Below are 20,203 nucleotides of genomic sequence, written 5' to 3'. Positions count from 1 at the left end.
GCGATGACGATTTCAGCCTGAGTCTCATCGCGCTTTAAGAAGAATAGCCGGGAGCAGACCCATGGACTCCGCCGAACTCCGCGCAATGCAGGCTCCGATCAAGGAGCGCTACAAGACCGACCCCCAGGCCGCCGTGATCACGCTGAAGGCCAAGGGATCGATCGACAATGAGAGCATCGCCTGCAAGGTCGAGACTGGCCGTGCGCTCGCGATCGCCGGCCTCCACCCCGCTACCGGCGGCTCCGGGCTCGAGCTTTGCTCCGGCGACATGCTGCTGGAAGCGCTGGTCGCCTGCGCCGGCGTCACGCTGAAATCGGTCGCCACCGCGATCGACGTGCCGCTGAAGCCCGGCAATGTCTTCGCCGAGGGCGATCTCGATTTCCGCGGCACGCTCGGCGTCGACAAGGAGACCCCGGTCGGCTTCCGCGAGATCCGCCTCCGCTTCGAGATCGGCACCGACGCGCCGCAGGACAAGCTCGATCTCTTGCTGAAACTCACCGAGCGCTATTGCGTGGTCTATCAGACCATCAAGAGCGGCCCGAAGGTTTCGGTGACGATGCAGCGGGTTTAGCGCGTCGCCCCGGCCTAGTGCGCAATTGCGCACGGGAGCCGGGGCCCATACGCCGTGTCCCATCGGTTCAAGCCGCGCTGTCCGACGGCTTTCGTTCCACACGAACAGTCGTGGTTATGGATCCCGGCCTTCGCCCATAGGCGCTAAAATAGGATTTGCGCCTTGGATTCGTTTGTGATTCCAAGATGGAATGGCACACGAATCGCTTGTGAACAAAGATTGGGCGCGCGTTGTCGCCCGACTTGGCGGAGCCGAGGCTCTGAACATTAGCGCGCGCAAGACGAAGGCGTTTGTCCGTCCGCGGGAGATCAGCAATGCGGTCGACTTGCTGCGCCTGATCTTGGCTTATTGCCTTGGTGAGAAAGGGCTGCGGTTGACGGCGGCATGGGCCACGTCGGTTGGGCTTGTCGATATCTCCAACGTGGCTCTGTTGTATCGCTTACGTCAGTGCGGAGATTGGCTGGCAATCTTGGTCGAGCAGGCGCTTGCCGACGCGGCGCCGAAGGCGAGCCGCGGTCGTCTGATCCGTATTGTTGACGCCACGACGGTCCCCAAGGCTGGGACGAGCGGCAGGAACAAGAACGCAGTGTGGCGTATCCATAGCGCGTTCGATCTTCCGCAGGAGCGCTTTGGTCACTTCGAGCTGACCGATCAGCGAGCGGGCGAGACGCTGGATCGGATACCGGCGGTTGCCGGTGAGATCCGTCTTGCCGATCGCGCCTATCTGCAACCGGAGCGCATGGCGCATCTCGTCGATGCCGATGCAGACTTCGTGATCCGGGCCGGCTGGAAGAGCGCGCGCTGGCTCGATGCCGAAGGTAATCTTGTTGACCTCACTGCCGAACTGCGCAACGCCTCGGCGCGTGGCCTGATCGATCGGCCGATTTGGATAAAGCGCAAGTCAGGTGCGCCGCCGCTCGCAGTGCGTCTGGTTGCCGCGAAGAAGCCGGCGCAAGCTGCTGCGGCTGCGCGACGCAAGGCGCGCCGGACTGCACAAAAGGGAGGTCATCAGCTCTCCAGGCAAACACTTGACGCCGCAGATTGGGTGATCCTGGTGACCTCACTCAGGCCAGAGGACTTCACGACTGCAGATATCCTCGCCCTCTATCGGCTGCGATGGCGCATTGAGCTCGGCTTCAAGCGGCTGAAAAGCCTGATTGGCCTGAAGGGACCTCCCGGAACCGACGAGCGGTCCGCCAGACCCCATATCCTCGCTCATCTGCTGATCATTCTATTGCTCGAGCCGCTCGTCGACGAACTCGAAGACTCTCCCCGCTTGCCCGACGCCGCCTGACCCACCCAGTGACGTGGCGTCTGCTGCGCCAGCTCGTCGCTTCGCTACGGCAAGCGATCATTCCACAGCCCGCAATCGCTCTACTCTGCAGAGCCAGTCACGCTCTCCGGCGACATCTACGCGAGCCACCCAGACATAAGCGCCACTATCAGACTATGATCAAACTATCTTAGCGCCTATGGGCCTTCGCCGGGGCGACGGAACAAATGTCCCCCGAACTCCACTTCGTCCTGATCCTCGTGCTGCGCATGGCGGTTGCGGCCGCATTCGTGGTCAGCGCGTCCATCATCACGGAGCGTTCGGGACCGGTGATCGGCGCGCTGATCGCAACCCTGCCGATCTCGGCCGGGCCGTCCTACACCTTCCTCGCGCTCGACCATGACCCCGCCTTCATCGCCGAGGGGGCGCTGGCGAGCCTGCCGGTCAACGCCGCCACGATCTATATGGGCCTGACCTACGCCGTGCTGGCGCAGCGCTTCAGCATGTGGATCAGCGCGGGCAGCGCGATCGCGGTGTGGCTGGTGCTCGCCACCATCATCCGCCAGTTCGAGTGGTCGCTCGCCGCCGGGCTGATCGTCAACGCCATCACCTTTGCGATCTGCATCCCGCTGCTCCGGCCCTATCGGCACGTCGCGAAAATGCCGCTGATCGCGCGGCGCTGGTACGACATTCCGCTGCGCGCCGCGCTGGTCGCAAGCCTGGTCGGCACCGTGGTCACGGCGTCAGGCTGGGTCGGCCCGCGCGTCACCGGCGTGATGGCGCTGTTTCCGATCGTATTCTCCTCGATGATGCTGATCCTGCATCCGCGCGTCGGCGGCCCCGCAACTGCCGCCGTGCTCGCCAACAGCGCCTGGGGCTTGATGGGCTTTGGCCTCGGGGTTGCGGTGCTGCACGTCGCGGTGCTGCAACTCGGCTCGCTAATCGGCCTTTGCTGCGCGCTCGCCACCTGCATCGTCTGGAATCTGGTGCTGTGGCAGATCGGGCGGAGGAAAGTAAAACGTTGACGCCGTCATTCCGGGGCGATGCGAAGCATCGAACCCGGAATCTCGAGATTCCGGGTCTGGTCCTTCGGACCATCCCGGAATGACGACAGCACCTACGCTTTCGGCAGCTTCGCCCTTAGCGCATACAGCGCATCCAGCGCCTCGCGCGGCGACATTTCGTCGGGGTGCAGCGCCTTCACCGCCTCGACCAGCAGATCGGCCTCGCTCGGCGGCTTGTCCTCGCTGGCGGCGCGGGAGGGGACGGCGAACAGCGGCAGGTCGTCGACCAAGGCGCGCGCGGTCTGGCCGCGATCTTGCGCCTCGAGTTTGGCCAGCACCGATTTGGCGCGTGTGATCACCGCGGGCGGCAGGCCGGCGAGTTTTGCGACCTGGATGCCGTAGGATCGATCGGCCGAGCCCGGCAGCACCTCGTGCAGGAACACGACGTCGCCCTGCCACTCCTTGACCCGCACCGTGGCGTTGAACATCCGCGGCAGTTTCGCCGAGAGCGCGGTCAGCTCGTGATAATGCGTCGCGAACAGCGTGCGGCAGCGGTTGCTCTCATGCAGATGCTCGATCGCGGCCCAGGCTATCGACAGCCCGTCGAACGTCGCGGTGCCGCGGCCGATCTCGTCGAGGATCACCAGCGACCGTTCGCTGGCCTGGTTCAGGATCACCGCGGTCTCGACCATCTCGACCATGAAGGTCGAGCGTCCCCGCGCCAGATCGTCGGCGGCGCCGACGCGCGAGAACAGCCGGTCAACGATGCCGAGCCGCGCCCGCGACGCCGGCACGTAAGAGCCGATCTGTGCCAAGAGCGCGATCAGCGCGTTCTGGCGCAGGAAGGTCGACTTACCGGCCATGTTCGGACCGGTGATCAGCCAGAGCTGGCCGGATTTCTGGCCCGGCGCCGGCGACAGGTCGCAGGCATTGGCGATGAACGGCTGGCCATCGCGTTTCAGCGCCTGCTCGACCACCGGATGCCGGCCGCCCTCGATCGCAAAGCCGAGCGAGCCGTCGACATCAGGCCGCACGTAATTGTCGTCGATCGCAAGCTTGGCCAATGACGTCGCGACGTCGAGCATCGCAAAGGCATGCGCGGCATTGCGCAGATCAGCGCTCGCCGCGAGCGCCATCGCGCTCAGGCGTTCAAAGATCTCGAGCTCGAGATTGAGCGCGCGCTCGCCGGCATTGGCGATCTTGGCCTCGGTCTCGCCGAGCTCTGCGGTGGTGAAGCGGACCTGCCCCGCCAGCGTCTGGCGATGGATGAAGGTTGCATTCAGTGGCGGCGCGAACAGCTTGTCGCCGTGCTGCGCGGTGACCTCGACGAAATAGCCGAGCACGTTGTTGTGCCGGATCTTCAGCGTCTTGATGCCGGTATCCTCGGCATAACGCGCTTGCATCGCGGCGACGACGAGGCGCGAGGCGTCGCGCAAATTGCGGCTCTCGTCGAGCGCGGCTTCATAGCCCTCGCGGACGAAGCCGCCATCGCGCTTGATCAGCGGAAGCTGTTCGGAGAGCGCGCGGGAGAATTCCTGCGCCAGATCGCGCGAGGGACGCTGTAGCGCCGCCATCACGGTCGAAACCTCGGCCGGCGGATTGGAAAGCTGCGCCAGCAGCTCCAGCGCCTGGTCGGCGGCGAGGATGCCGTCGCGCAGGCTGGCGAGGTCGCGCGGGCCGCCGCGGCCGACCGAGAGCCGCGCCAGCGCGCGCGACATGTCGGGCGCCGCGCGCAGCACGGTCCTGACGTCCTCGCGCGCCGCGGAATCCGCGACGAAGGCCGAGACGGCATCGAGCCGCCGCGCGATCACGGCGACGTCGGTGAGCGGCGCGGCAAGGCGCTGCGCCAGGAGGCGCGAGCCCGCCGCGGTGACGGTGCAGTCGATCGCATCGAGCAGCGAGCCGCGGCGCTCGCCGGCGAGCGTGCGCGTCAGTTCGAGATTGGCGCGGGTCGCCGGATCGATCGCCATCGTGGTGCCGGCGGCCTCGCGCGCCGGCGGCGACAGCGGCGGACGCTTGCCGACCTGGGTGCGGTCGATATAGGTGACGGCCGCGGCCGCGGCGGTCGCCTCCAGTCGCGACATCGCCGACAGGCCGTCCATGGTCGCGACCGCGAAATAGTCGCAGAGTCGCCGCTCGGCGGTGGCGCTGTCGAACACGTCGCGGGTCAGCGGCGTCACCGACGGCAGTTCGCGCAAGGTCGGCGCCAGCTCGCTGTCGCTGTAGAGCGCATCGGTGATGATGGCCTCGTTCGGATTGATGCGCGCCAGCGTCGCCGCGAGCTCCGCGGTCGCACACTCCGTCACCATGAATTCGGAGGTCGAAATGTCGATCCAGGCAAGGCCAAGACGATCCGCACCGGCCGAGCCGCGGGCGCGCGCGATCGCGATCAAGTAATTGTTGGTGCGGGCGTCGAGCAGGGTGTCTTCGGTCAGCGTGCCCGGCGTCACCAGCCGCACCACGCCGCGGCGGACCACGCTCTTGTTGCCGCGGGCTTTGGCCTCCGCGGGATTTTCCGTCTGCTCGCACACCGCGACACGATGGCCGGCGCCGATCAGGCGATGCAGGTAATCCTCGGAGCGTTCGACCGGAACGCCGCACATCGGGATGTCCATGCCCTGATGCTTGCCGCGCTTGGTCAGCACGATGCCGAGCGTCCGGGAGGCGATCTCCGCATCCTCGAAGAACAGTTCGTAGAAGTCGCCCATCCGGTAGAACAGCAGCAGGCCGGGATGGGCGGCCTTGATTTCCAGATACTGTTCCATCATCGGCGTGACGCGCGACGGCGCCTCGGCGGCAGGAGCGGGCTCGGGCGGAACGGGGATGGGCTGCTGGACTGTCATGAGGGGGCGGAAACTACAAAATTTCGTCGCGCGGTCCTATCCGCGAAGTCGGGGTTTTCCACCCTGTCCACGCGCCAATTATGTCAGCCCTCACGGCAATGCGTGCGGGGCGCGCAGCCGCATCAATTGACCTGCCGCGGGCACGCTCCTAAAACCGATCTCAAGTTCCAACCGATCCAGCGCTAAGTCGCGGCATTCAGGGAGAGATTCAATGCATGATGTGTTCATTTGCGATGCCGTCCGGACCCCGATCGGCCGTTTCGGCGGCTCGCTCGCCAAGGTGCGCGCCGACGATCTCGCCGCGGCCCCGATCAAGGCGCTGATGGCCAAGCACCCGACGCTCAATTGGAACGAGGTTGACGAGGTCTATTTCGGCTGCGCCAACCAGGCCGGCGAAGACAACCGCAACGTTGCGCGCATGGCGCTGCTGCTCGCAGGCATGCCGGAGTCGGTTCCCGGTCAGACCCTGAACCGGCTCTGCGCCTCCGGCCTCGATGCAGTCGGCGCTGCGGGCCGCGCCATCCGCGCCGGCGAGATCGATTTCGCGATTGCGGGCGGCGTCGAATCGATGACGCGCGCGCCGTTCGTGATGGGCAAGGCCGCGGAAGCCTTCTCGCGTTCGTCCGAGATCTACGACACCACAATCGGCTGGCGCTTCATCAATCCGCTGATGAAGGCGCAGTACGGCGTCGATGCGATGCCAGAGACCGGCGAGAACGTCGCTGAGGAATTCCAGGTGTCGCGCGCCGATCAGGATGCGATGGCGATCCGCTCGCAGCAGCGTGCGGGCGCGGCGATTGCGTCGGGCTATTTCGCCGAGGAGATCGTTCCGATCCAAGTGCCCGGCGGCAAGGCCGGCCCGATCACCGTCGACAAGGACGAGCATCCGCGTCCGGAGACCACGCTCGAAGGTCTCGCCAAGCTGAAGCCGATCGTGCGCAATCCGGGCACAGTGACCGCGGGCAACGCGTCCGGCGTCAATGACGGCGCCGCCGCGATGATCCTCGCTTCCGAAGCCGCGGTGAAGAAGCACGGCCTGACGCCGCGCGCAAAAATCCTCGGCCTTGCCTCGGCCGCGGTGCCGCCGCGCATCATGGGCATCGGTCCGGTGCCGGCAACGAAGAAGTTGGTCGAACGCCTCGGCATCAAGGTGTCGGACTTCGACCTGATCGAGCTCAACGAGGCCTTCGCCTCGCAGGGTATCGCCTGCCTGCGCCAGCTCGGCGTCAAGGAAGACGCCGATTTCGTCAATCCGCATGGCGGCGCGATCGCGCTCGGCCATCCGCTCGGCATGAGCGGCGCGCGGCTGGTCTTGACCGCCGTGCACGGCATGGAGAAGCGGGGCGGGAAGCTTGCCTTGGCAACTATGTGCGTCGGAGTCGGTCAGGGCGTTGCGGTCGCGATCGAAAAACTTAATTAAGCCAATGGCTTGGAGGGGCTGAAAACAGCCCTTCCCCAAATTGGTTATGCATTATAATGATCTGACGTGAGCTCACCGGGCGCGTGGGCCGCGGAGGAATTCGCCATGACCTTGTTGTACCCGCTGCAATCGCTTGCGGCCCATCCGGCGCGGCTGTCGCCGGACTATCGCTCCACCGTGAAGCGTTCGCCGCAGAAGCCGCTGATCCCGCTGCGGCACACGCTCTCGGAGCTGACCGGGCCGGTCTATGGTCATGAGACCGTGCGCGCGCACGACAACGACCTCACCATCCAGGCCAAGGGCGAGCCGCTCGGCGAGCGCATCATCGTGCATGGTTATGTGCTCGACGAGGACGGCCGCGGCGTGCCCAACACCCTGGTCGAGCTGTGGCAGGCCAATGCCTGCGGCCGCTACATCCATGTCGTCGACCAGCACCCGGCGCCGCTCGATCCCAACTTCACGGGTGCCGGCCGCACCCAGAGCGATGCCAAGGGCTATTACAAGTTCATCACCATCAAGCCCGGCGCCTATCCCTGGGGCAATCACCACAACGCCTGGCGGCCCGCGCATATCCACTTCTCGGTGTTCGGCCACTCGTTCGTCTCGCGGCTGGTGACCCAGATGTACTTCCCGGGCGATCCGCTGTTCCCGTTCGATCCGATCTTCAACTCGGTGACGGACGAGAAGGCGCGGGCGCGGATGATCTCGTCGTTCGATCTCGAGAACACCAAGCCGGAATGGGCGCTGTGCTACCGCTTCGATATCGTGCTGCGCGGGCAGAGTGCCACGCCGATGGAGACCAAGTAACGTGTCGAACCCGCGTCCTGATGGAATCACGCCTTCGCAGACCGTCGGCCCCTATTTCAAGTATGGCCTGACGCCGAACGGCGAATATGAATGGAACGACGCTTTTACCAACAACCTTCTGACGCCTGACGTCTCGGGTGAGCGCATCCGCGTCGAGGGCAAGGTCTATGACGGCGACGGCGCCGTGATCCCGGACTGCATGCTGGAGATCTGGCAGGCCGATAGCCAGGGCCGCTTCTCCGATCCGCAGGATGCGCGCGCGCTGCCCAATTCGAGCTTCAAGGGCTTTGGCCGTTGCGGCACCGACAAGAGCGGTGGTTACTCGTTTGACACCATCAAGCCGGGCGTGGTGCCGGATGCCGACGGCAAGCCGCAGGCGCCGCATATCGGGCTCGCGGTGTTCGCGCGCGGCATGCTGCTGCACCTCTACACCCGGATCTATTTCGAAGATGAAGCCGGCAACACCACAGATTCCACGCTGGCGCTGGTGCCGGCCGATCGACGCGCGACGCTGATCGCCAGGCGCAACGCCGGCGCGGGCAGCGTCTACACCTTCGACATCCATCTGCAGGGCGACAACGAGACGGTGTTCTTCGACGTCTAGCCCGGCCGCTAGCCGCCGCGCCGCAGCTCTTCGGTGGCGCGCCGGAGCACCTCGTGAAGCCATTCGTGCGAAGGCTCGTCCTCGACGCGTTCGTGCCAGAGCAGCCGAACCTCCACGGGCGTCGTGGTGTAGGGCAGCTCGTGGGTCGTGATCGCATGTGCCTGTTCGAGCGCGCGCGCCAGCGGCCGCGGCACGATCGCCGCCAATTCGGAATCGACCAGCAGCGCGGGCAGGGCCAGGAAATGCGGCAGCGAGACCGCGATCCGCGGCGGCCGGTCGCTGTCGGCCAGCGCGCGCTCGAGCGCGGGGCGATCGTACATCTCCGAACGCCGGGCAAGCCCGCGTTCGGAAATGAAGCCGCCGATCGCGCCCTCCTGCTCGCCGCCGAAGGACACGACGACCAGCGGCAAGATAGCGAGCTTCGCCTTGTCGAGCCGGTCGAGCTTGCGCTTCTTGCCGACGATCAGCACATCGTCATATTCGAACAGCAGCGCGGTGCGGAAGCGGCTCGGCGGCGACGAGAACACGCCGATCGCGACGTCGATGCGGCCGAGGTCGATCTGCTCGGCAAGATCGATTCGGGTCACCGGCTTGATCGTGAGATCGATCGACGGGGCCTCCCGGCCCAGGATCTTCAGCAGCGGCGGCGCCAGCACCATGGTCGTGAAGTCGTTCGCGGCCAGCGTGAACGGCTTGGTCGAGACCGCCGGAGCGAAGGTCGGCAGCTCGACCGCAGCCTCCAGCGATCGCAGCGCCTGGCGAACCTGCGGGGCCATCGTCAATGCGCGCGCGGTCGGCTGCATGCCGGTGGCGGTGCGAACGAACAGCTCGTCGTCCAGCATCTCGCGCAGCCGCGCGAGCGAGTGGCTAACTGCGGACTGGCTCAGCGCGACCTTCTGGCTGGCCCGCAGCACGCTGCGCTCCTCCATGACGGCGTCGAACACCTTGAGCAGGTTCAGGTCCAGAGTCTTGAAGGAAACGGACACGCTGAGAGTCCCCGTCTATGGCAGATCGCTCGCCTCGGCAAAATTCCGCGATCGACGGCAGTTAAGGCCAGGCGTCTGGCGGATGCAACCGAGCGGATTCTCCACGAGCGTATAGCCGTGTCGTCACCACCTGCCATCTGAAGCCGGTTCAGGATCACTCTGCAAGACTTTCACTTCCGCAACGCGGCGTTCTGGCCAAGATTGCCGGCGCCGGGTTGGGAGGAGAAGAGCGATGAAGGCCTGGGTGATGTTGGCCCGAAGTGGCGCGCGTAAATCAATCGGACTGGCGTTGATGCTGGTGGCGACGGCGACGTCGGCGATTGCACAGAACGGGCCGGTCAGGCTCGGCGTGCTGACCGACATGTCGTCGCTGTACGCTGACAATGGCGGCGAGGGCTCGGTGGTCGCGGCGCAAATGGCGGTGGACGATTTCAAGGGCAAGGTGCTGGGCCGCCCGATCGAGATCGTTGCCGGCGATCATCAGAACAAGGCGGATACCGGCTCGGCGATTGCCCGGCGCTGGCTGGAGAACGACAATGTCGAGGCCATTCTCGATGTCCCGAATTCCGCGGTCGCGCTGGCGGTCCAGGGCATCACGCGCGACAAGAAGAAGCTGTTTCTCGCCACCGGCGCGGCAACGTCCCGGCTGACCGGCGACGAGTGCTCGCCGACCGGCATCCACTGGACCTACGATACCTATGCGCTGTCGCAGGGGACGACGAGGGCGATTTCGCGCCTCGGCGCCAGGTCCTGGTTCTTTCTTTCGGCCGACTATTCGCTCGGTGCGCAGCTCGAGGCCGACAGCCGCAAGGTGATCGACACGACCGGCGGCAAGGTGGTCGGCGCCGTGAAACACCCGATCAACACGCCCGATTTCTCGTCCTTCCTGCTGCAGGCGCAGGCCTCCAGGGCCGACGTGATCGCGCTCGCCGACGCCGGCGGCGACTTCATCAACGCCGTGAAGCAGGCCGGCGAGTTCGGGGTGACGCGCGGGCAGAAGCTTGCCGGCCTGATCGTCTTCATCGCCGACATTCACAGCCTTGGGCTGCAGAGTGCGCAAGGCCTGATGCTGAGCTCGGCGTTCTACTGGGATCTCAACGACGAGACGCGGGCGTGGTCGAAGCGCTTCATCGAGAAGACGAAGAAGGTGCCCACCATGATCCACGCCGGCACCTATGGTGCTGTCATGCACTACCTCAAGGCGGTCGAAGCCGCCGGCACGCTTGATGGGCCGACGGTCGCGGCCAAGATGCGCGAATTGCCGGTCAACGATTTCATGACCCGCAACGGCAGGATCCGTCCCGACGGCCGGCTGGTCCGCGACATGTATCTGTTCCGCGTCAAGTCGCCGGCAGAGTCGAAATACCAGTTCGACTACTACCAGCTGCTGGCCACCATCCCGGGTGAAGAGGCCTTCAGACCGATGGAGGACGGCGGATGCTCGCTCGTGAAGAAGTCGTGATCGACCGGGATGTGGCGTGCGGAGCCGCACGCAATCCAATCGACGAGGTGATCGCCGGCCGGCTGTCGTGCCGCGAGTTCTCCGGCAGTCCGGTCTCCCGATCGACCATCGAGCAGATCCTGCGCGTGGCGCGGTTCGCGCCGAGCGGCGCGAACATCCAGCCCTGGCACGTCTACGTGCTCGCCGGCGCCGCCAAGACCGAGGTGTCGGCTGCGCTGCTGGATGCGTATGAGAACGAGCCGAACGAGCACGTCTCCGAATATCAATACTACGCCAGCGCTTTCCCCGAGCCGTATCTCGGCCGTCGTCAGGAGTTCGGGCGATTGTTCTATGACTCGCTCGGGATCGCGCAAAGCGACGCTGCGGCGAGGAGCCGGCAGACCGCAAAGAACTTCATGTTCTTCGGCGCGCCGGTTGGGTTGATCGTCACCATCGATCGGCGTCTCGCGATGGGAAGCTGGCTCGATCTCGGCATGTTCATCCAGAACGTGATGCTGGCGGCGGTCGGACGCGGGCTGCAATCCTGTCCGCAGGAGACCTTCGCCAGATTCCATCGGATCTTGCGTCCGCTGCTGTCGATGCCCGCCGAGCAGATGGTGGCCTGCGGGATCTCGATGGGCCACCCCAGGGAGCGGTCGCGCACGCGGCTGATGCCGCGCGCGGAACTGGAGGCATTCGCCTCCTTCAAGGGTTTCGAGGATTAGACAGGAGAGAGTCATGGGAAGCCGGGAACAGCTTATCGAACGCAGCATTCCGTTTCTGCGCGAGGTCAAGGACATGACGCCGAGCGCGGCGATGGAGCGATGGCTCAACGAGACCTATGGAGAGGACAGCGCGCTGTACCAGGATCTCGCCCGCCTCATCAAAATGGGAGTCGAGGAGGGCTGGGCGGCGAACCAGGAGGTGGAAGGTCCGAACTATCGGCGCAGCCGCATCCTCGAGCCGGTCCCCGAGACGTTCCAGTTCAGCATCACCGCGGTCTACATGAACAGCACCGATCCGCGCCGCTTCAAGGACGAGGACGATCACGACGTGCTGCGCGGGCAATATCATGGTCACCCCTATGGCGAGCTCAACCTCGTCGTTCCCCTCGACAAGGGCGCGCAGTTGAAGGGGCTGCAGGGCTGGCAGGGGCCGGGCTGGACCGCGCCGGATCCCGGCAGCCGGCACTATCCGGAGGTCAGGGGTGGCGCGGTCATCGCGCTGTTCTTTCTGCCGGCCGGGCGCATCTCCTACGATTTCAAGGCGCCGGCCTGACGTTCGGCGCCAACGGCAATCCGGCCCGGAGAATGCGCATGACATTGATCTATCCGGTCGCTTCGAACAGCGTCCATCCGGCGCGCCTGTCGCCTGCGTACCGCAGCGCGATCAAGCGCGTACCCTCAAAGCCGCTGATCCCGCTGCGGCACACGCTCTCGGAGCTGACCGGGCCGGTCTATGGTCATGAGACCGTGCGCGCGCACGACAACGACCTCACCATCCAGGCCAAGGGCGAGCCGCTCGGCGAGCGCATCATCGTGCATGGTTATGTGCTCGACGAGGACGGCCGCGGCGTGCCCAACACCCTGGTCGAGCTGTGGCAGGCCAATGCCTGCGGCCGCTACATCCATGTCGTCGACCAGCACCCGGCGCCGCTCGATCCCAACTTCACGGGTGCCGGCCGCACCCAGAGCGATGCCAAGGGCTATTACAAGTTCATCACCATCAAGCCCGGCGCCTATCCCTGGGGCAATCACCACAACGCCTGGCGGCCCGCGCATATCCACTTCTCGGTGTTCGGCCACTCGTTCGTCTCGCGGCTGGTGACCCAGATGTACTTCCCGGGCGATCCGCTGTTCCCGTTCGATCCGATCTTCAACTCGGTGACGGACGAGAAGGCGCGGGCGCGGATGATCTCGTCGTTCGATCTCGAGAACACCAAGCCGGAATGGGCGCTGTGCTACCGCTTCGATATCGTGCTGCGCGGGCAGAGTGCCACGCCGATGGAGACCAAGTAACGTGTCGAACCCGCGTCCTGATGGAATCACGCCTTCGCAGACCGTCGGCCCCTATTTCAAGTATGGCCTGACGCCGAACGGCGAATATGAATGGAACGACGCTTTTACCAACAACCTTCTGACGCCTGACGTCTCGGGTGAGCGCATCCGCGTCGAGGGCAAGGTCTATGACGGCGACGGCGCCGTGATCCCGGACTGCATGCTGGAGATCTGGCAGGCCGATAGCCAGGGCCGCTTCTCCGATCCGCAGGATGCGCGCGCGCTGCCCAATTCGAGCTTCAAGGGCTTTGGCCGTTGCGGCACCGACAAGAGCGGTGGTTACTCGTTTGACACCATCAAGCCGGGCGTGGTGCCGGATGCCGACGGCAAGCCGCAGGCGCCGCATATCGGGCTCGCGGTGTTCGCGCGCGGCATGCTGCTGCACCTCTACACCCGGATCTATTTCGAAGATGAAGCCGGCAACACCACAGATTCCACGCTGGCGCTGGTGCCGGCCGATCGACGCGCGACGCTGATCGCCAGGCGCAACGCCGGCGCGGGCAGCGTCTACACCTTCGACATCCATCTGCAGGGCGACAACGAGACGGTGTTCTTCGACGTCTAGCTGCGCGCCGCCAGCGGCGCGCCAATCCAACTTTGGGGGACGGCCGAAAAATCCGCTGCGCGCGTTCGCCGCAGCGGATTTGGCTTGACCATGCGGCATCTGTTATATAATAATGTTATTATATAACAGATGCGAGATAAAGCATGGCCAACCTCGACGCCGCCTTTTCCGCGCTCGCCGACCCGACCCGCCGGGCGATCCTGGCGCGCCTCGCGCTGGGCGAGGCGACTGTGATGGAGCTAGTCGAGCCGTTCGACATGACCCAGCCCGCGATCTCCCGCCATCTCAAGGTGCTCGAGGGCGCCGGCCTGATCGTGCGGCGGATCGAGGGCACCAAGCGACCGTGCCGGCTGGCGCCATCAGCGGTTACCGAGATCGATCAATGGCTCGGCATGCTGCGCCGTGCGCTGGAAACCAATTACGACCGGCTGGACGGTGTGCTGGCCACAATGAAGCCTGAGCAGTGAAGGGTATCCCCATGAGCAAGTTGACGCTGAAGACCGAAGGCGACCGCTATGTCGTCGTGACCAGGCGCTTCGTCGCGCCGCCGGAGGCGGTGTATCGGGCGCATACCGAGCCGGAGCTGTTGCAGAAATGGCTGCTCGGTCCCGACGGCTGGACCATGCCGGTCTGCATCAGCGAGGCGAAGCCCGGCGGCAGGATCCGCTACGAATGGACCGACGGGAAGGGCGGCGGCTTTCATTTGACCGGCGAATATCTCGCGCTCGAACCGTTCAGCCGCATCGTGCATGTCGAGCGCATGCATCTGCCGGATCCGACGCCGGACAATCATGTCGAGACGCGCTTTGCGCCCGACGGCGACGGCACCTTGATGACGATGCGGATGACCTTGCCGGATGCCGAAACGCGCGCAGCGATGCTCGCGACCGGCATGGAGCACGGCATGGAAGACAGCTATGCTCGACTCGACCGCATGAGCTGAACGCGACTGACGTGAGGGACAATGCGCGACCGTTTCCTGACGGGGCTGATTGGCTATCCGATCGCGCATTCGGCGGCGCCTGCGATGCACGAAGCGGCCGCAGCAGCGCTCGGCGTTCGCGTCCACTACCAGCTCATCGAGGTCAACGGCGCCGGCCGCGACGAGCTGCGCGCGATGCTCGACGGCATCCGGCGGCTCGGCTTTGCCGGCGTCAATGTCACCTTTCCCTACAAGGAGGCGGTGGTCGAGCTGCTCGACGACCTCGCACCCGATGCGCGTGCGATCGGCGCGGTCAACACCATCGTCGTCGATCGCACGCGGCTGGTCGGACACAACACCGACGCGACCGGCTTTGCGCGCGCAATCGCGCCGCTGCTTGCGTCAGCGCCGCGCGGCCCGATCGCGCTGATCGGTACCGGCGGCGTCGGCAAGGCGATCGCCTTCGCGCTCGCCATCCTCGGCGTTGGTGAGTTCCGCATCTTCGATGCCGATGCCGCGAAGGTCGCGCGGCTGGCCGGTCAGTTGGCCAGCCGTCATGCGGTTCGTGGTGTCGCCAGCGTCGAGGGCGCGGTCGATGGCGCGACCGGCGTCGTCAACGCAACGCCGGTCGGCATGCTGCCGAGCCGCGACAGTCCTGTGCCGGACGGCTTGTTGCATCCGTCGATGTGGGTCGCCGACGCCGTCTACACGCCGCTGTGGACGCCGCTGCTGTTGGCGGCCAAGGCCAAGGGCGCCAAAGTTCTGACCGGGCGCGATCTTGCGATCTACGCAGCAGCGGACGCGTTCGAATTGTTCACGACAATGATGCCTTCGACGGATGTCATGGCAAATGCGTTCGACGCGGTGATGGCCGCACGCTACTCTGCGCCCGCCTGAGGGGCGGAGACACAAAATGACAAAAATCAGGATCGGGCTGGCCGGCTGCGGCTTCGTGTCGGAGCTGCATATGGTTGCCTACCGGCGCGTCTATGGCGTCGACGTCGAGGTGAGGGCGGTCGCGGCGCGCGGCGATCATGTCAATGCGTTCGCCCGCAAGCACGCAATCCCGAACGCCTATCGCAGCTTCGCCGAGCTGATCGCCGACCGCGAGCTTGACGTGATCGACATTTGCACGCCGCCGAACCTTCACGCCGCGATGATCGTCGAGGCAATGCAGGCCGGCAAGCACGTGATCTGCGAGAAGCCGTTCAGCGGCTATTTCGGCCGCGACGGCGACAAGGCGCCGATCGGCAGGCATGTGCCGAAAGCGCTGATGTACCAGCGGGTGATGGAGGAGATGGAGGTGACCCGCGCCGCGATCGAGCGAAGCGGACAACTCTTCATGTATGCGGAGGACTGGATCTACGCACCGGCGGTGACCAAGACCGCGGAGATCATCCGCGCGACAGGCGACAAGATCCTGTTCATGAAGGGCGAGGAGAGCCATTCCGGCTCGCATGCGGCGCATGCCGCCGAGTGGGCGATGACCGGCGGCGGCTCGCTGATCCGGATGGGCTGTCATCCCCTGTCGGCGGTGCTCTATCTCAAGCAGGTCGAGGCCAAAGCGCGCGGCGAGACCATCACGGTCGCCAGCGTCACCTGCGACGTCGGCAATGTCACCGCCGGCCTTAAATCCGAGGAGCGCGCCTACATCAAGGCCAATCCTGTCGATGTCGAGGATTGGGGCACGCTGACCGCAACCTTCTCCGACGGCACCAAGGCAACGGTGTTCTCCGGCGACATGATCATGGGCGGCGTGCGCAATTTGATCGAGACCTATACGAGCGGCGGCTCACTGTTTGCCAACATCACCCCGAACACGCATCTGACCAGCTACCAGACGAGCGAGGAGAAGCTCGCCTCGGTCTACATCACCGAAAAGGTCGATCGCAAAACCGGCTGGCAATATGTCTGCCTCGAGGAGGAATGGACCCGCGGCTACCTGCAGGAGATCCAGGATTTCATGGAATGCGTCGCGACCGGGCGGCAGCCCCTCGCGGACCTCGCGCTGGCGTATGAGACGACCAGGGTAAATTACGCCGGCTACTGGGCGGCGGATGAGGGCAGGCGGGTGGTGTTGTAACGGCGCGGGAGGAGCAGCGTGATTGCTCTCGTCCCATAGTGCGTATGCCGGGCCGTCCATCCTTCGAGGCTTGCTCCGCTCGCACCTCAGGATGACGGAGTCGAGAGCAGCATGTGAGTCTGGTACGTCGTCGCACTCCTTTTGGTTACCCTGCGGCTGCTCTTCCCTTCTCCCCTTGTGGGAGAAGGTGGCGCGCACAGCGCGCCGGATGAGAGGTTGTCACCGCGTCATTCGCTCGAGCGGCGAGGCGACATCTCACCTCACCTCGCCCCGCTTGCGGGGAGAGGTCGGATTGCATCGCCAGATGCAATCCGGGTGAGGGGGTACAGGTCTCATCGCGATCGCATTCGCGGAGAGAAGCCCCTCACCCCAACCCTCTCCCCGCAACAGCGGGGCGAGGGAGCGCAGCCCCGATGCGGCGGCAGTCTCGCCTCGTCGCCACGCTACGCCGCGTACACCGAGCCCTTCGGCAGCGGAAACACCGGATCCTGGGTGCGGATATTGGTCGGCCACACCACGGTGATGCGCTCGCCGGCGTTCTGCATCACGACCGGCGTCGAGCGCTCGTTCTGGCCGGACAGCGGCGTGCCCGGCGGATAGAACTTCACGCCATAGCCCTGGATGGTGCCCCCTGCGGGGATGTCGACGTCGAGCGCCGCCTTGCGGATCGCCTCGGGATCGAAGCCGCCGTACTTCTCCTTGGCGACCGGCAGCACATTGTTGAGCAGGATCCAGGTCTGGTTGAAGCCCATCGAGCAGTGCGGCGGCACTTCGGTCGCATTGGTCTTCTCGCGGTAGCGCGCGACCATGGTCTTGGTGAGGTCGCCGATTCCCGGCGCGAGCTTGGCGGGATCGAGCAGCTGCGCCGGCACCGGATCGATGTTGCAGAAATTGTCGATGTCGGCGCCGAAGGTCGCGCGCAGCTTGTCGAGCTGGCTGTAGCCCGCGCCGGCGCCGAACAGCATCTTGAACTTCAGCCCGCTCTCGCGTGCCTGGCGCAGGAACAGCGTGATGTCGGGATTGTAGCCGGCATGCGAGATCACGTCGGCCTTGGCGCGCTTCAGCTTGGTGACCAGCACCGAGAGATCGGGCGCGGAGGCGGAATAGCCCTCCTTCAGCGCGACCTGGAGCCCGACCTCCTTGGCGAAGGCTTCGTCCGCGGCGGCGACGCCGACGCCATAGGGTCCGTCCTCATGGATCAGCGCCACCTTAACGTCCTTCGGCTCCATGCCGAGCTTGGCCTTGGCGTGCTCGTTGATGAAGCTCGCGAAGGCCTGGCCGTACTGGTCGGAATGGATCTGCGCGCGGAATACGTATTGCAGGTTCTTGTCCTTGAACACGGCGGTCGAGACTGCGGTCGTGATCCACAGGATCCGCTTCTGCTGCTCGACCTTGGCGGCGAGCGGCACCGCGTGGGAGCTTGCGAACACGCCGTTGAGGATGTCGACCTTCTCCTGGTCGATCAGGCGATTGGCCTCGTTGATCGCGACATCAGGCTTGCTCTGGGAATCGACGTTGACCGGCGCGATCTTGTACTTGCCACCGATGCCGCCCTTCTCGTTGACGAGGTCGATCGCGATTTGGGTGCCGATCGAGGAGGCGACCGAGCCGCCGGCGGCGAACGGGCCGGTCAGGTCGTAGATCACACCGATCCGGACCGTTTCGGCCTGCGCCTGCGCCCGTGTCCAATCCAAGCTGAAAGCAGCGGCGGCAGCCGCTGAAGTCTTCAGCAGCGTCCTGCGTGAAGTCGGCATCGCGTCCTCCCCTGAAACCGTCAGTTGTATGACGGGTCTGCTTGTTTTTGCGGAGTATTGGGAGGCAAGGTCGGAAAGTCAACGCGGCTTGCGGCTGCGGCGTCTTGCGCTTTCGGAGGGGGCGTCCTCACTCTTTCACCGTCACCCTGAGGAGCGCGTAGCGCGTCTCGAAGGGTCGACGGCCACCAACGGGGCCGTGCATCCTTCGAGGCTCGCAAGTGCTCGCGCCTCAGGATGACGGTGTGACCAATCGCCCCGACACTCGGAGAACGTAGGGCGAAAACCTACTCCATCACCGCGGCATGATCCGATGGCGCCGACTGCGCGCGCAGCGTGGCCTTGGTCGAGCCGATCATCAGCGCGAGCGGGATCGAGACCAGGATGAACAGCATCACCAGCTGGTAGTCGTGCGAGAACGCGATGATCTGCGACTGCGCCGCCACCATCTTGTCGGCCATCGCGCGGCCGGCATCGGTGTTGAGGTTGATCATGCCCGATACGTCGGGCATCTGCAGCGCGTGGTTGAACGGATTGATCTGCTCCGACAGCTTTGCGTAGATCCGCCGTCCGCCTTCCGTCAGCTGCGCGATCACGATCGAGATGCCGACCGAGCTTGCGACGTTGCGCAACAGCGTCAGCATCGAGGTGCCGTCGGTGCGCAGATGGTTGGGCAGCGACATGAACGCCACCGTCGACAGCGGCACGAACACGAGGCCGAAGCCGAAGCCCTGGATCACGCTGACGACGATGATCTCGTTGGCCTGCGTCATGTCGGTCCAGCCGGTCATCTGGAACAGCGAGGCCGCGGTCAGCGCCAGGCCGGAGATGATCAGCGTGCGCGCCTCGATGTAGCGCATCATGCGGCCGACCAGCATCATCGCGACGAAGGTGCCGGCGCCGCGGGTCGCCAACAACAGGCCCGCGGTGATGATCGGGTAGCCGACCACGTTCTGCAGATAGGGCGAGGACAGCGCCATCGTCGAATACAGCACGAGGCCCATGACAGTCATGAACACGCAGCCGCCGAGGAAGTTCTTGTCCTTGAACAGCGCGAACTGGATGAACGGCCGGCTGGTCGTCAGCGAATGGGCGAAGAAATAGTAGAAGCCGACCGCGGAGACGATGAATTCGATCATGATTTCGTTGGATTCCAGCCAGCCGAGCTGCTCGCCGCGGTCGAGCGCGAGCTGCAGCGAACCGATCGCGACCGCGAGCGCGCCGAACCCGAACCAGTCGAAGCGCAGATTGAGGTCCTGTTTGGTTTCGTCCATGAAGACGGCAAGGCCGAGCACGGTGATGGCGCCGAACGGCAGGTTGACGAAAAACACCCAGTGCCAGGAATAGGTCTCGGTCAGCCAGGCGCCGAGCGAGGGGCCCATGATCGGGCCCATCATCACGCCCATGCCCCAGATCGACATCGCTTTCGCGCGCTCATGCAGCGCGTAAGAGTCGAGCATCACGGCCTGCGACAGCGGCACCAGCGCCGCGCCGAACACGCCCTGCAGCAGGCGGAACAGCACCATCTGGTTGATGTCCTGCGCCAGGCCGCAGAACACCGAGGCGACGGTGAAGCCGGCCGAGCAGATGATGAAGATGCGCTTGCGGCCATAGCGGTTGGCGATCCAGCCCACCGGCGCGGTCATGATCGCGGCCGCGACGATGTAGGAGGTCAGCACCCAGTTGATCTGGTCCTGCGAGGCCGACAGCGAGCCCTGCATATAGGGCAGCGCGACGTTGGCGATCGTGGTGTCGAGCGCCTGCATGATCGTCGCGGTCATCGCGCAGATCGTCACCATGTTCCGGCGCATGCCGGGTACGGCGGATGGTGACGGTGCATTCATTCAGGTCGGTCCTGTTCGAGCGTTGGAAACCC

The 20,203-nt window shown here is 65.1% G+C and carries 19 protein-coding genes; 15 read left to right on the top strand and 4 right to left on the bottom strand.

What is annotated here, in order from left to right; translation table 11 throughout:
* The first annotated feature begins 61 nt into the window (after positions 1-61).
* From ACVWZM_RS16745 to ACVWZM_RS16735, 3 genes are all read left to right on the top strand, one after another.
* The gene (locus tag ACVWZM_RS16745) at positions 62-571 is read left to right on the top strand and encodes an OsmC family protein (protein WP_057015404.1); all 510 of its coding nucleotides are present in this window, start codon (positions 62-64) and stop codon (positions 569-571) included.
* Positions 572-779: 208 nt separating this feature from the next.
* On the top strand, positions 780-1,865 hold the full coding sequence (locus ACVWZM_RS16740; RefSeq protein WP_456851881.1) for an IS4 family transposase: 1,086 nt from the start codon (positions 780-782) through the stop codon (positions 1,863-1,865).
* Between the two features lie 206 nt (positions 1,866-2,071).
* Positions 2,072-2,869 (top strand): hypothetical protein, encoded by a 798-nt coding sequence (locus ACVWZM_RS16735; protein WP_456853921.1) that lies wholly within the window; start codon positions 2,072-2,074, stop codon positions 2,867-2,869.
* Between the two features lie 92 nt (positions 2,870-2,961).
* Here ACVWZM_RS16735 and mutS read toward each other — a convergent pair whose 3' ends face one another.
* Positions 2,962-5,691 carry a DNA mismatch repair protein MutS gene (gene mutS, locus ACVWZM_RS16730; protein WP_057015406.1) on the bottom strand — a complete coding sequence of 910 codons (2,730 nt, stop codon included), beginning with the start codon at positions 5,689-5,691 and terminating at the stop codon, positions 2,962-2,964.
* A gap of 211 nt (positions 5,692-5,902) precedes the next feature.
* Between mutS and pcaF the strand changes: the two genes are divergently transcribed.
* From pcaF to pcaG (ACVWZM_RS16715), 3 genes are all read left to right on the top strand, one after another.
* Positions 5,903-7,111, top strand: a complete 1,209-nt coding sequence (gene pcaF, locus ACVWZM_RS16725; protein WP_456853919.1) for a 3-oxoadipyl-CoA thiolase — start codon at positions 5,903-5,905, stop codon at positions 7,109-7,111.
* A 105-nt stretch (positions 7,112-7,216) separates the two neighbouring features.
* The gene (pcaH, locus tag ACVWZM_RS16720) at positions 7,217-7,918 is read left to right on the top strand and encodes a protocatechuate 3,4-dioxygenase subunit beta (protein ID WP_076824658.1); all 702 of its coding nucleotides are present in this window, start codon (positions 7,217-7,219) and stop codon (positions 7,916-7,918) included.
* A gap of 1 nt (position 7,919) precedes the next feature.
* The gene (pcaG, locus tag ACVWZM_RS16715) at positions 7,920-8,522 is read left to right on the top strand and encodes a protocatechuate 3,4-dioxygenase subunit alpha (RefSeq protein WP_456853914.1); all 603 of its coding nucleotides are present in this window, start codon (positions 7,920-7,922) and stop codon (positions 8,520-8,522) included.
* 8 nt (positions 8,523-8,530) lie between these two features.
* On the opposite strand, the gene ACVWZM_RS16710 is transcribed toward pcaG (ACVWZM_RS16715), so the two are convergent.
* Positions 8,531-9,508, bottom strand: coding sequence for a LysR family transcriptional regulator (locus ACVWZM_RS16710; protein WP_057015118.1), 978 nt, complete (start codon positions 9,506-9,508; stop codon positions 8,531-8,533).
* Between the two features lie 232 nt (positions 9,509-9,740).
* Between ACVWZM_RS16710 and ACVWZM_RS16705 the strand changes: the two genes are divergently transcribed.
* The 9 genes from ACVWZM_RS16705 (at position 9,741) to ACVWZM_RS16665 (ending at position 16,576) form a co-directional block, all read left to right on the top strand.
* Positions 9,741-10,970, top strand: coding sequence for an ABC transporter substrate-binding protein (locus ACVWZM_RS16705; RefSeq protein WP_082653660.1), 1,230 nt, complete (start codon positions 9,741-9,743; stop codon positions 10,968-10,970).
* Positions 10,946-11,674, top strand: coding sequence for a nitroreductase (locus ACVWZM_RS16700; RefSeq protein ID WP_082653659.1), 729 nt, complete (start codon positions 10,946-10,948; stop codon positions 11,672-11,674). Before ACVWZM_RS16705 ends, ACVWZM_RS16700 begins: the two co-directional genes overlap by 25 nt.
* Before the next feature lie 13 nt (positions 11,675-11,687).
* The gene (locus ACVWZM_RS16695) at positions 11,688-12,227 is read left to right on the top strand and encodes a 4-hydroxylaminobenzoate lyase (protein ID WP_229193455.1); all 540 of its coding nucleotides are present in this window, start codon (positions 11,688-11,690) and stop codon (positions 12,225-12,227) included.
* 38 nt (positions 12,228-12,265) lie between these two features.
* Positions 12,266-12,967, top strand: a complete 702-nt coding sequence (gene pcaH, locus ACVWZM_RS16690) for a protocatechuate 3,4-dioxygenase subunit beta (RefSeq protein WP_456853916.1) — start codon at positions 12,266-12,268, stop codon at positions 12,965-12,967.
* 1 nt (position 12,968) lies between these two features.
* Positions 12,969-13,571, top strand: a complete 603-nt coding sequence (gene pcaG / locus ACVWZM_RS16685; RefSeq protein ID WP_456853914.1) for a protocatechuate 3,4-dioxygenase subunit alpha — start codon at positions 12,969-12,971, stop codon at positions 13,569-13,571.
* Between the two features lie 143 nt (positions 13,572-13,714).
* Positions 13,715-14,038: an ArsR/SmtB family transcription factor gene (locus ACVWZM_RS16680; RefSeq protein ID WP_057015449.1), complete on the top strand. Its 324-nt coding sequence runs from the start codon at positions 13,715-13,717 to the stop codon at positions 14,036-14,038.
* 11 nt (positions 14,039-14,049) lie between these two features.
* Positions 14,050-14,514 (top strand): SRPBCC domain-containing protein, encoded by a 465-nt coding sequence (locus ACVWZM_RS16675; RefSeq protein ID WP_028344907.1) that lies wholly within the window; start codon positions 14,050-14,052, stop codon positions 14,512-14,514.
* Between the two features lie 21 nt (positions 14,515-14,535).
* Positions 14,536-15,390, top strand: a complete 855-nt coding sequence (locus ACVWZM_RS16670; RefSeq protein WP_456853912.1) for a shikimate dehydrogenase — start codon at positions 14,536-14,538, stop codon at positions 15,388-15,390.
* Between the two features lie 16 nt (positions 15,391-15,406).
* Positions 15,407-16,576 (top strand): Gfo/Idh/MocA family protein, encoded by a 1,170-nt coding sequence (locus tag ACVWZM_RS16665; protein ID WP_057015446.1) that lies wholly within the window; start codon positions 15,407-15,409, stop codon positions 16,574-16,576.
* A 443-nt stretch (positions 16,577-17,019) separates the two neighbouring features.
* On the opposite strand, the gene ACVWZM_RS16660 is transcribed toward ACVWZM_RS16665, so the two are convergent.
* Entirely contained in the window at positions 17,020-18,330 is a 1,311-nt protein-coding gene (locus ACVWZM_RS16660) for an ABC transporter substrate-binding protein (RefSeq protein WP_057016785.1), read from the bottom strand.
* Positions 18,331-18,614: 284 nt separating this feature from the next.
* Complete coding sequence (locus ACVWZM_RS16655) at positions 18,615-20,171, bottom strand: MDR family MFS transporter (protein WP_057016784.1); 1,557 nt, start codon at positions 20,169-20,171, stop codon at positions 18,615-18,617.
* Positions 20,172-20,203 lie beyond the last annotated feature (32 nt).

The organism is Bradyrhizobium sp. USDA 4501, from assembly GCF_054062115.1.
Note: the sequence above shows the minus strand (reverse complement) of the source record. Positions and strands in the feature narration are given on the sequence as shown.

Bases quoted from the DNA above. Each gene is read 5' to 3' on its own strand.
- ACVWZM_RS16700 (WP_082653659.1), top strand. From the start codon at position 10,946: ATGCTCGCTCGTGAAGAAGTCGTGATCGACCGGGATGTGGCGTGCGGA.
- ACVWZM_RS16675 (WP_028344907.1), top strand. From the start codon at position 14,050: ATGAGCAAGTTGACGCTGAAGACCGAAGGCGACCGCTATGTCGTCGTG.
- ACVWZM_RS16745 (WP_057015404.1), top strand. From the start codon at position 62: ATGGACTCCGCCGAACTCCGCGCAATGCAGGCTCCGATCAAGGAGCGC.
- pcaF (WP_456853919.1), top strand. From the start codon at position 5,903: ATGCATGATGTGTTCATTTGCGATGCCGTCCGGACCCCGATCGGCCGT.
- pcaH (WP_076824658.1), top strand. From the start codon at position 7,217: ATGACCTTGTTGTACCCGCTGCAATCGCTTGCGGCCCATCCGGCGCGG.
- ACVWZM_RS16660 (WP_057016785.1), bottom strand. From the start codon at position 18,330: ATGCCGACTTCACGCAGGACGCTGCTGAAGACTTCAGCGGCTGCCGCC.
- ACVWZM_RS16655 (WP_057016784.1), bottom strand. From the start codon at position 20,171: ATGAATGCACCGTCACCATCCGCCGTACCCGGCATGCGCCGGAACATG.
- ACVWZM_RS16735 (WP_456853921.1), top strand. From the start codon at position 2,072: ATGTCCCCCGAACTCCACTTCGTCCTGATCCTCGTGCTGCGCATGGCG.
- mutS (WP_057015406.1), bottom strand. From the start codon at position 5,691: ATGACAGTCCAGCAGCCCATCCCCGTTCCGCCCGAGCCCGCTCCTGCC.
- ACVWZM_RS16665 (WP_057015446.1), top strand. From the start codon at position 15,407: ATGACAAAAATCAGGATCGGGCTGGCCGGCTGCGGCTTCGTGTCGGAG.
- ACVWZM_RS16680 (WP_057015449.1), top strand. From the start codon at position 13,715: ATGGCCAACCTCGACGCCGCCTTTTCCGCGCTCGCCGACCCGACCCGC.
- ACVWZM_RS16705 (WP_082653660.1), top strand. From the start codon at position 9,741: ATGAAGGCCTGGGTGATGTTGGCCCGAAGTGGCGCGCGTAAATCAATC.
- ACVWZM_RS16670 (WP_456853912.1), top strand. From the start codon at position 14,536: ATGCGCGACCGTTTCCTGACGGGGCTGATTGGCTATCCGATCGCGCAT.
- ACVWZM_RS16695 (WP_229193455.1), top strand. From the start codon at position 11,688: ATGGGAAGCCGGGAACAGCTTATCGAACGCAGCATTCCGTTTCTGCGC.
- pcaH (WP_456853916.1), top strand. From the start codon at position 12,266: ATGACATTGATCTATCCGGTCGCTTCGAACAGCGTCCATCCGGCGCGC.